This window comes from Kitasatospora sp. NPDC088742 (genome assembly GCF_055584905.1).
The window spans coordinates 1-7223 of record NZ_JBVJLD010000101.1 but is presented as its reverse complement, the minus strand read 5'-3'; the positions used below and the strand labels follow the sequence as shown (position 1 = coordinate 7223).

Annotated in this window: 12 protein-coding genes; 8 read left to right on the top strand and 4 right to left on the bottom strand. The window is 72.1% G+C overall.

Annotated elements, in window-relative coordinates; translation table 11 throughout:
- The 3 genes from ACZ6ZR_RS38375 to ACZ6ZR_RS38365 form a co-directional block, all read right to left on the bottom strand.
- On the bottom strand, positions 1–245 hold a 245-nt coding region (locus ACZ6ZR_RS38375; protein WP_465650636.1), incomplete at its 3' end, for a transposase.
- Between the two features lie 287 nt (positions 246–532).
- Complete coding sequence (locus tag ACZ6ZR_RS38370; RefSeq protein ID WP_465650634.1) at positions 533–868, bottom strand: hypothetical protein; 336 nt, start codon at positions 866–868, stop codon at positions 533–535.
- 302 nt (positions 869–1170) lie between these two features.
- Positions 1171–1935 carry a hypothetical protein gene (locus tag ACZ6ZR_RS38365; RefSeq protein ID WP_465650632.1) on the bottom strand — a complete coding sequence of 255 codons (765 nt, stop codon included), beginning with the start codon at positions 1933–1935 and terminating at the stop codon, positions 1171–1173.
- A gap of 443 nt (positions 1936–2378) precedes the next feature.
- Between ACZ6ZR_RS38365 and ACZ6ZR_RS38360 the strand changes: the two genes are divergently transcribed.
- The 4 genes from ACZ6ZR_RS38360 (at position 2379) to ACZ6ZR_RS38345 (ending at position 3881) form a co-directional block, all read left to right on the top strand.
- The gene (locus ACZ6ZR_RS38360; protein ID WP_465650630.1) at positions 2379–2813 is read left to right on the top strand and encodes a hypothetical protein; all 435 of its coding nucleotides are present in this window, start codon (positions 2379–2381) and stop codon (positions 2811–2813) included.
- An 88-nt stretch (positions 2814–2901) separates the two neighbouring features.
- The gene (locus ACZ6ZR_RS38355) at positions 2902–3033 is read left to right on the top strand and encodes a hypothetical protein (RefSeq protein WP_465650628.1); all 132 of its coding nucleotides are present in this window, start codon (positions 2902–2904) and stop codon (positions 3031–3033) included.
- Positions 3034–3457: 424 nt separating this feature from the next.
- Positions 3458–3655 (top strand): hypothetical protein, encoded by a 198-nt coding sequence (locus tag ACZ6ZR_RS38350; protein WP_465650627.1) that lies wholly within the window; start codon positions 3458–3460, stop codon positions 3653–3655.
- 37 nt (positions 3656–3692) lie between these two features.
- Positions 3693–3881 (top strand): hypothetical protein, encoded by a 189-nt coding sequence (locus tag ACZ6ZR_RS38345; RefSeq protein WP_465650625.1) that lies wholly within the window; start codon positions 3693–3695, stop codon positions 3879–3881.
- A gap of 12 nt (positions 3882–3893) precedes the next feature.
- Here ACZ6ZR_RS38345 and ACZ6ZR_RS38340 read toward each other — a convergent pair whose 3' ends face one another.
- A complete protein-coding gene (locus ACZ6ZR_RS38340) occupies positions 3894–4676 on the bottom strand; it encodes a TSUP family transporter (RefSeq protein WP_465650638.1) in 783 nt (260 codons plus the stop codon).
- Between the two features lie 139 nt (positions 4677–4815).
- Between ACZ6ZR_RS38340 and ACZ6ZR_RS38335 the strand changes: the two genes are divergently transcribed.
- The 4 genes from ACZ6ZR_RS38335 to ACZ6ZR_RS38320 all read left to right on the top strand — a co-directional run bounded on the left by ACZ6ZR_RS38335 (position 4816) and on the right by ACZ6ZR_RS38320 (position 6932).
- Positions 4816–5151, top strand: a complete 336-nt coding sequence (locus ACZ6ZR_RS38335; RefSeq protein WP_465650623.1) for an ArsR/SmtB family transcription factor — start codon at positions 4816–4818, stop codon at positions 5149–5151.
- The gene (locus ACZ6ZR_RS38330; RefSeq protein ID WP_465650621.1) at positions 5151–5864 is read left to right on the top strand and encodes a cation efflux transmembrane domain-containing protein; all 714 of its coding nucleotides are present in this window, start codon (positions 5151–5153) and stop codon (positions 5862–5864) included. The genes ACZ6ZR_RS38335 and ACZ6ZR_RS38330 overlap by 1 nt, the downstream gene beginning before the upstream one ends.
- 103 nt (positions 5865–5967) lie before the next feature.
- Positions 5968–6633, top strand: coding sequence for a class I SAM-dependent methyltransferase (locus ACZ6ZR_RS38325; protein WP_465650619.1), 666 nt, complete (start codon positions 5968–5970; stop codon positions 6631–6633).
- Positions 6630–6932 carry a sulfurtransferase TusA family protein gene (locus ACZ6ZR_RS38320; protein WP_465650617.1) on the top strand — a complete coding sequence of 101 codons (303 nt, stop codon included), beginning with the start codon at positions 6630–6632 and terminating at the stop codon, positions 6930–6932. Before ACZ6ZR_RS38325 ends, ACZ6ZR_RS38320 begins: the two co-directional genes overlap by 4 nt.
- Positions 6933–7223 lie beyond the last annotated feature (291 nt).

Below are 7223 nucleotides of genomic sequence, written 5' to 3'. Positions count from 1 at the left end.
TCGGCGTTCTCCTTCTTCAACGCCTTCATCTGCGCGGACTCCTCCGTGGTCGTGCCGGACCGCTGCCCGGAGTCGACCTGGTCCTGACGGACCCAGTTGCGCAGCGTCTCGGTCGAGCCGATGCCGAGCTTCTCAGCGACGGCCTTCAGCGCCGCGGACTCGTTCGGGTAGTCACCGAGGACCTCGGCGACCATGCGCACCGCACGACGGCGCAGCTCAAGCGGGTAGGAGGAGGGACGTGCCATGACTCGAATCCTTATACGAAATCGAGTCTCCGCCGAACCCGGAACGGTTCAACCTGACCTGGCCCCTCCTCGTCCGCCACCTCACTCCAGGGGGCTGGACTCACCCGCTCACCAAGCAGGCCGACGCCGCAGCGGTGATCACGCTCCACCGGCTCCTCCGCGACTATTTCACGATCCGAGAGTGATCGGACGGCCTCGCAAGGATCTTCCTGGACTACCAGTCCTGGATGGTCACCCAGGACTGGTTTCAGCTCGACGCGGCTTCTCTGCACCAAGTCCCGTAAGGCCTATTGCTCGCGGTGCTCGGTCATCGAGAGGGGAGACTCGGAGTCAAACTCGAAGGTCTCTATGGCGGCGCCAGCAGGGAACTCTGGGTGGTCGTGCCAAATTTGGGCGAAGGCGACCAGCAGGTTCCATGAGGCAGTTGCGTGCAGCTCGGTCTCCGCCGCGTTCTCGGGCGGTGAGGCCCGGTGGAAACGCACCGCCGCAACCTGTTTGGTTGCGGCCAGCCGCAGGGCCGTGGCAGCGCGACGTGCTTCGCCTTGGAGTGAGGCTGCGTCAGGGATTCGTGCAAACACGAAACCGGTCAGCTGCGCGACCTGGTCCTCGGTGATCCGCTCCACTGTTCCCCCTGCGGTTTGCATGCCTCTTCGCCTAGCTCGGCGCCAACTATCGCAGCTCAGAGCAATCCTCTCCGCACCACGGCCGTTGCTGGGGGCGTTCGGTGATGGGGATCGAGCACGTCGCGACGCTCGCGACGTTCGGTTCGGTGCTGGCGGTCACCACGACCCTGGCGTCCTGACGGACGCCTGGCCGACCCGCAGCCGTCTCATCCAATCCAGTCCCCGCAGGTCAACGGATCCGGCCCGACTAACTTCGTTGCGACAGGTCAAGTCGGGTGCGGGCCGCAGTGGTGACCGCCGGCCTACTCGGCGGCGGCTCCCCGTCCGAGCGGGCGCCGCTGCTCCGGAGTGGATCCGGCCCGCTGCTCCTGGTCGTGCTCGGCGCGGTTCGGGGCCGGATCGGCCGGGCGCTGTTCGACGGGCAGACGCCGCGCTCCGACGGCCGCGACGTCCTGGTGCTGCTCGGTGGCCGGCCCCGTGCCGAGCGGCCTGCGCGTGGGAGTGATCATCCCGCTGACGCTATCCGGCGCCCCGTCACCGACCGCCCCGGGCACCGTCCCTGCCAGACCGTCAGCACCGGCGAGCACCAGGGCGTCGTCGATCGCCGCGCACGGCACCGGCAGCGCCAGGTCGAAGTCGCCGAGGACGGTCACCGCGGCGTCCGCGGCCACCGCGCCGACGGCGACCAGGGCGACGCGCTCGGCCAGGGTGAGGTGCTCGCGCGCGGCGGGCTGCGCCACCGTGTGCCGGATCTCGACGGTCAGCTCGTAGTGGGCCTCCGCATCGACCTCGCCGGCCCCGGCCGGGTCGATCCCCGCCATCACCTCCGCCACCGTGTCGGCGACCCCGGCCAGCTCCCGCCCGGCGTCCGGCCACCGACCGGTGAGCGAGCGGATCCACCCGGCCGCCCGCTCCCCGGCGGTCGCCGCCAGCTCAAGCGCGGCCCCCTCCTCCTCGCTCAGCTCCCGGCCGGCCTCCGGCCCGCCACCGAGCTCCACCTGCTCCTGGCGCGCGGTCTCGCCGTACGTCGTCCACTCGCTCCACGGAGGCAGGCTCTTCGTCGTCATGCCCCGAGGACTCACCGGCCCCCGTACCAGTCACGCCCGCCCGGTGAGTTTCAGCGATCCGCCCAGGTCAGGGGCTGGTGAGAACGGTGATGGCCTATTCTCGCCAGCCCCGGGCGCAGGCGGCCAGCTGCTCGGCGGCCGGGCCTTGGCTGAGTGGCCTACGCGAGGGAGCGACCATCTCGCCGACGCTATCCGGCGCTCCCTCAACCTCCGCCCTGCATAACGCGGCTGCCGGACCGTCAGAGGCGGGCGGGAGCAGGTGGTGCGCTGCGCTGCGGCTTCGGCCACGTGCCGCCGCCTTCACCATCGCCTGCCCTGTGAGCACGCGCGCGTACGCCCCCAGCGCCCGGCGTGACCGCCCGTGCCCGCTGTTCAGGCGAAGGTCCGTGTGCGGATGGTTGGGTGCGTCGACGGTCGGTGATGGGGAAACCATGAGAACACGTGTGGAAGTCGTACTCGTCGCCGTGGCCTGCCTGTTCGGGGTCTCCGTTCCCGCGGTGGCGGTGGGCGCGCCCCGGACGCTGGACAACTGTGTGCGTGGTATGAACGACTTCGTCGACATCTCCGACAGCCTGTCCGGCAATCCGGTCCGCAAGATGGGCTTCAAGAACCAGAAGACCTTGACGTTGGAGGTCGGCCAGGTGGCGGGTGGGCGACGGGCGTGGGCGAAGCTGGTCGGACCGTTGCTGCCGGACGAGTCGGTGTGGATGGACGTCAGTCAGGACAACGGTGCGACCTGGTACCAGTGCGGTCCGTTCCTCGCCCACGAGAAGGACTCGATCACCACCCCTGCCAAGCGGCACCCTGCCGGCAGCTACGAGCGGCTCCGGGCGTGCGGATGGATCATCAACTCGGTCAGCTGCACGGATTGGTGGTGACCAGCGGGACTCCGCCCCTTGCCGCTGAACCGAGCACGGGGGGTTCGCCATCGAAGGGCACGACCCGGGCAGGGCGGCGGTGGAGTGGGTGCCGCTCGCCGAGGCGGCCGGTCTCCACCTCTACCCGGACGTGGGGCCCGTCCTCGACCAGGCCGACCGGTCTGGCGGCCCGCCGTTGCTGCTGGCGCCGATGACCGCCGCGACGTACCGGTGGCGTTGAAGACCGGCCCCCGCGCGGCCACGTGATCACATACCCGTGCCGTGTCGGCCGGTTCGGGTCCTGTGCGGGCATGGGCTGGATCGCGGCCTTGCCGGGGGCGGCTTAGGCCGCCCGGGAAGGCAGCACAAGCGGTGGATGAGGGGCGGCCTACGGGCCGCCCCTCCGCCGTTTCCGGACCCGGACGGCACGGCGCGCCTTGAGGTCACCTCGGCCCAAAACGCGCGGGTTCGCGGAATTCTGGCCGTGGACCCTGGCAGAACCCGCCCGTGATCTGCAGATTGATGCAGGCACGCGTGCGGGTTGTTCCTTCCCTAGCTGCGGCCGGGTGAGCGGCCGGGTTGGCTGTTCTCCTGAACTGTCGGCACCGGTTGCAGCATGATCGACTCGTGTGGCGCGGCCGCGCCCACGATCAGTTGGAGGTTCCATGTCTGACCAGAACGCCCCTGTGAACGAGCCTGTGAACGATGATGACGGTGCCGGGCTCACGCTCGCCTACGACCCTCTGAGTCGGCTCCAGGCAGTAGAGACGGACGGCACGGTCTCCTACGGCTACGACCCTCAGAACGTGCTTGCGGACCAGGCCGCGGCCGAGGAGAAGTCGGATCCGAGCGGCGGTAAGTAGAACCGCTGGGGTCCGGGCGTGGAACCCAGCAGTCGCGATGCCGAGGACCGCCCGGGCCGGCAACCCCGGGCGGTCCTCGGCATCGGGGATCACCGGCTTCTTCCTCGCGGCCGACGGCGCCGGATCGTCGGCATCGACCTGCGGACCGGCCGCAAGTGGCGGCACGGAGCAGTGGCTCGGCTGGGATACCCCGGCCGACCGCCTGCACCACCTGCTCGCGTCCTGAGCGGTCGGGGGTTCACATCACACCCTGTACGGCGTACAGGAGCCCGAGTCCGGTGGCCAGGGCTCCGAGGATCAGTCGCAGGGCCCGTTCGGGAAGGCGCGGTTGCAGGCGGGCGCCGAGGTAGCCGCCGGCCAGGCCGCCCAGCCCGCAGGCGAGGCCGAGCAGCCAGTGGGGGCCGACGTGGTCGCCCGCGGCCAGGGCCAGGACGGCGTAGGCGCCCGCGCCGACGAGTGAGGTGACGAAGGTGGAGGCGAGCGCGGCCGGGGCGACCTCGGCCACCGGCACCCCGCGTCCGGCCAGCACGGGGCCCAGGATCGAGCCGCCGCCGATTCCGTAGATCCCGCCGACGGTGCCGACCACCAGCGCCAGCATCCCGATGGCCCTGGCCGACGGTGCCGCCCCGGCGCGGGATGGTGCCGAGTACAGGGTCCGCCCGGTGAGCCACAGGCCCAGCGGCAGCAGCAGCGCGGCGACCAGGAGCCGGAAGACCTGGGGGCCGGGGACGGCGAAGACCCGCACGGCGGCACCGATCACGACCCCGGGCACCGTGCCCGCGAGCAGCAGCCGCACCAGCGGGCCGCCCAGGCGCTTGGCCCGGTGGTGGCGCAGGAGCGCGCCGGGCCCGGCGACGACGTTGAACAGCAGGTTCGTCGGGGTCACCGCCGGGGAGGGCACGCCCAGGAGGCTGACCTGCACCGGGAGGAGGAACACCGCCCCGGACACCCCCACCGGGGCGGTCACGGTCGAGATCACCCCGCCCGCGGTGAAGCCCAGCAGCAGCACCGGCCAGTCCACCACCACGGCCCCCTCCGGCTCGTCTCCGGCGCCAGTATCCGCCCAGTCCCGTCCCCGACGAGGGGCCGTCCCACCGGGCGGGATACGCGCCAATAGTTCAGGGTCTTGTGAATCCATCGAATTGTGTACTGTGCTGGGCATGCTGACGCTCGCCTCCGACCTGGACGCCCTGACCCGCTTCGGGCGGGCGCTCGCTGACCCGATCCGCTGCCGCATCCTGCTCGCCCTGCGCGAGGCCCCGGCGCATCCCGCCGACCTCGCCGAGACTCTCGGCGTCTCCCGCACCCGCCTGTCCAACCATCTGGCGTGCCTGCGCGACTGCGGCCTGGTGGTCGCTGTGCCGGTTGGCCGGCGCACGCGCTACGAGCTCGCCGACGCCCGCCTCGGCCACGCGCTGGACGTCCTGCGCACCGCCGTGGTCGCCGTCGCCGACGACCGCACCTGCACCGAGGCTGACGAGAAGGGCTGCTGCTGATGGCGACGATCTCGCTCGGTCCGTCCCCGGCCCGCCGCGACGCGCTCGCCCGGCGAATACGGCTGCTGGTCGCCGCCACCATCACCTACAACGTCATCGAAGCCGTTGTCGCCCTGACCGCTGGCACCATCGCCTCCTCCACCGCGCTGGTCGGCTTCGGTCTGGACTCGGTCATCGAGGTGTCCTCCGCCGCCGCCCTCGCCTGGCAGTTCTCCGCCCGCGACCACGCGGTCCGCGAGGCCCGGGAGAAGACCACCCTGCGGATCATCGCCGTCTCCTTCTTCGCCCTCGCCGCCTACGTCGGCGTCGACGCCGTCCGGGCGCTGGCCGGCACCGGCGACGCCGAACGCTCCCCGGTCGGCATCGCCTTGGCCGCCCTGTCCCTGGCGGTCATGCCGTTCCTGTCCGCCGCCCAGCGCCGCGCCGGACGTGAACTCGGCTCCGCCTCCGCCGTCGCGGACTCCAAGCAGACACTGCTGTGCACCTACCTCTCCGCCGTCCTGCTGGTGGGCTTGGTGCTGAACGCCACCCTTGGCTGGTCCTGGGCAGACCCGATCGCTGCCCTAGTGATCGCCGTCATCGCGGTCAAGGAAGGCCGCGACGCCTGGCAGGGGAAGGGCTGCTGCGCGCCCGCCAGCGCGGGCACCGCCCCGGTGCCAAGCTCCACCGACGACGGGTGCGGGTGCCGCTCCGGCTGCGACTGCTGCACCTGACCACCGCCCGCCCGACCCGCCTGCCCGGTTGCGGCGGTCGGGCCTAGGCTGAGGGGGACCGGGCTCCGGCGGGGCCCAGCACGTGAAGAGGAGAGCAGGCGGCGTGTCACGCAGCGAGCAGGAGCTGGCCGCGGCCCAGCAGACGCACTGGGAGCAGACGTACTCCGCGCACCCGGAGATGTACGGCGAGCAGCCCTCGGAGCCCGCCGTCCACGCTGCCGCCGTCTTCCGGGCCGCCGGCGCGCGCGAGGTGCTGGAGCTGGGCGCCGGGCACGGCCGCGACGCGCTGCACTTCGCCCGCGAGGGCTTCACCGTGCTGGCCACCGACTTCAGCCCCGTCGGCCTGGACCAGCTCCGTGCGGCGGCCGCCGTCCAGGGCACGGCGGAGCGGGTCGCCACCGCGGTCCACGACGTCCGCGAGCCGCTGCCGCTGGCGGACGCCTCGGCGGACGCGGTGTTCGCTCACATGCTGCTGTGCATGGCCCTGTCCACGAAGGAGCTCCACGCCCTGGTCGCCGAGGTCCGCCGGGTGCTGCGGCCCGGCGGGGTGCTCATCTACACCGTGCGGCACACCGGCGACGCCCACTACGGGGCGGGCACCGGCCACGGCGACGACATCTGGGAGCACGGCGGCTTCGCCGTCCACTTCTTCCCCCGCGACCTGGTCGACTCCCTCGCCGACGGCTGGACCCTGAACGAGGTGCACCCCTTCGAGGAGGGCGGCCTGCCCCGGCGGCTGTGGCGCGTCACCCAGACCCTGCCCCGGTGAGCACCACCGGAGCGGGTGCCGGGGCGGACCTGATGATCGACGGCACCGGCCTGCTGTGCGTCACCCTGCTGCTGAAGCTCCGCGACCGGATCACCGGCCTACCCGAGGGCGCGGTTGTGCACATCATCGCCACCGACCCGGCCGCCCCACTGGACCTGCCCGCCTGGTGCCACATGACCGGCCACCACTACCTCGGCCCCATTCCCGGCGACACCCCGGTCTACGCGATCCGGCTCGCCGCCGCCCCGCATGCCACCCGCCCCGGCTCCCCCTGGCACCTGGCAGACCCACCGCGCTGACCGCGGGCCACCTTCCCTTGCATCCGGTACCCAGGTACAGGTTTACCGTCGTAGACGTCCCCGGCGCGCACCGCGCACGGGCGGATGCGAGGAGCGGACCGATGACCGAGCTGAGCTGCCCTCTACCCGGCGAAGGACCGGTGACCGGCCCCGGTGACCCCTGTCGCGGGGGGTGTCGCGCCCCCTGTCGCACCGGGGCGCTGTCGTGCCCGGTGACCTGCACGGATGCCCACCCACCCCTGGGTGAGGCCCGGACGCGACAAGGCCCGGGGCGACAGGCCACAGCCTGCC

Bases quoted from the DNA above. Each gene is read 5' to 3' on its own strand.
- ACZ6ZR_RS38365 (WP_465650632.1), bottom strand. From the start codon at position 1,935: ATGACGACGAAGAGCCTGCCTCCGTGGAGCGAGTGGACGACGTACGGC.
- ACZ6ZR_RS38350 (WP_465650627.1), top strand. From the start codon at position 3,458: ATGTCTGACCAGAACGCCCCTGTGAACGAGCCTGTGAACGATGATGAC.
- ACZ6ZR_RS38345 (WP_465650625.1), top strand. From the start codon at position 3,693: ATGCCGAGGACCGCCCGGGCCGGCAACCCCGGGCGGTCCTCGGCATCG.
- ACZ6ZR_RS38335 (WP_465650623.1), top strand. From the start codon at position 4,816: ATGCTGACGCTCGCCTCCGACCTGGACGCCCTGACCCGCTTCGGGCGG.
- ACZ6ZR_RS38330 (WP_465650621.1), top strand. From the start codon at position 5,151: ATGGCGACGATCTCGCTCGGTCCGTCCCCGGCCCGCCGCGACGCGCTC.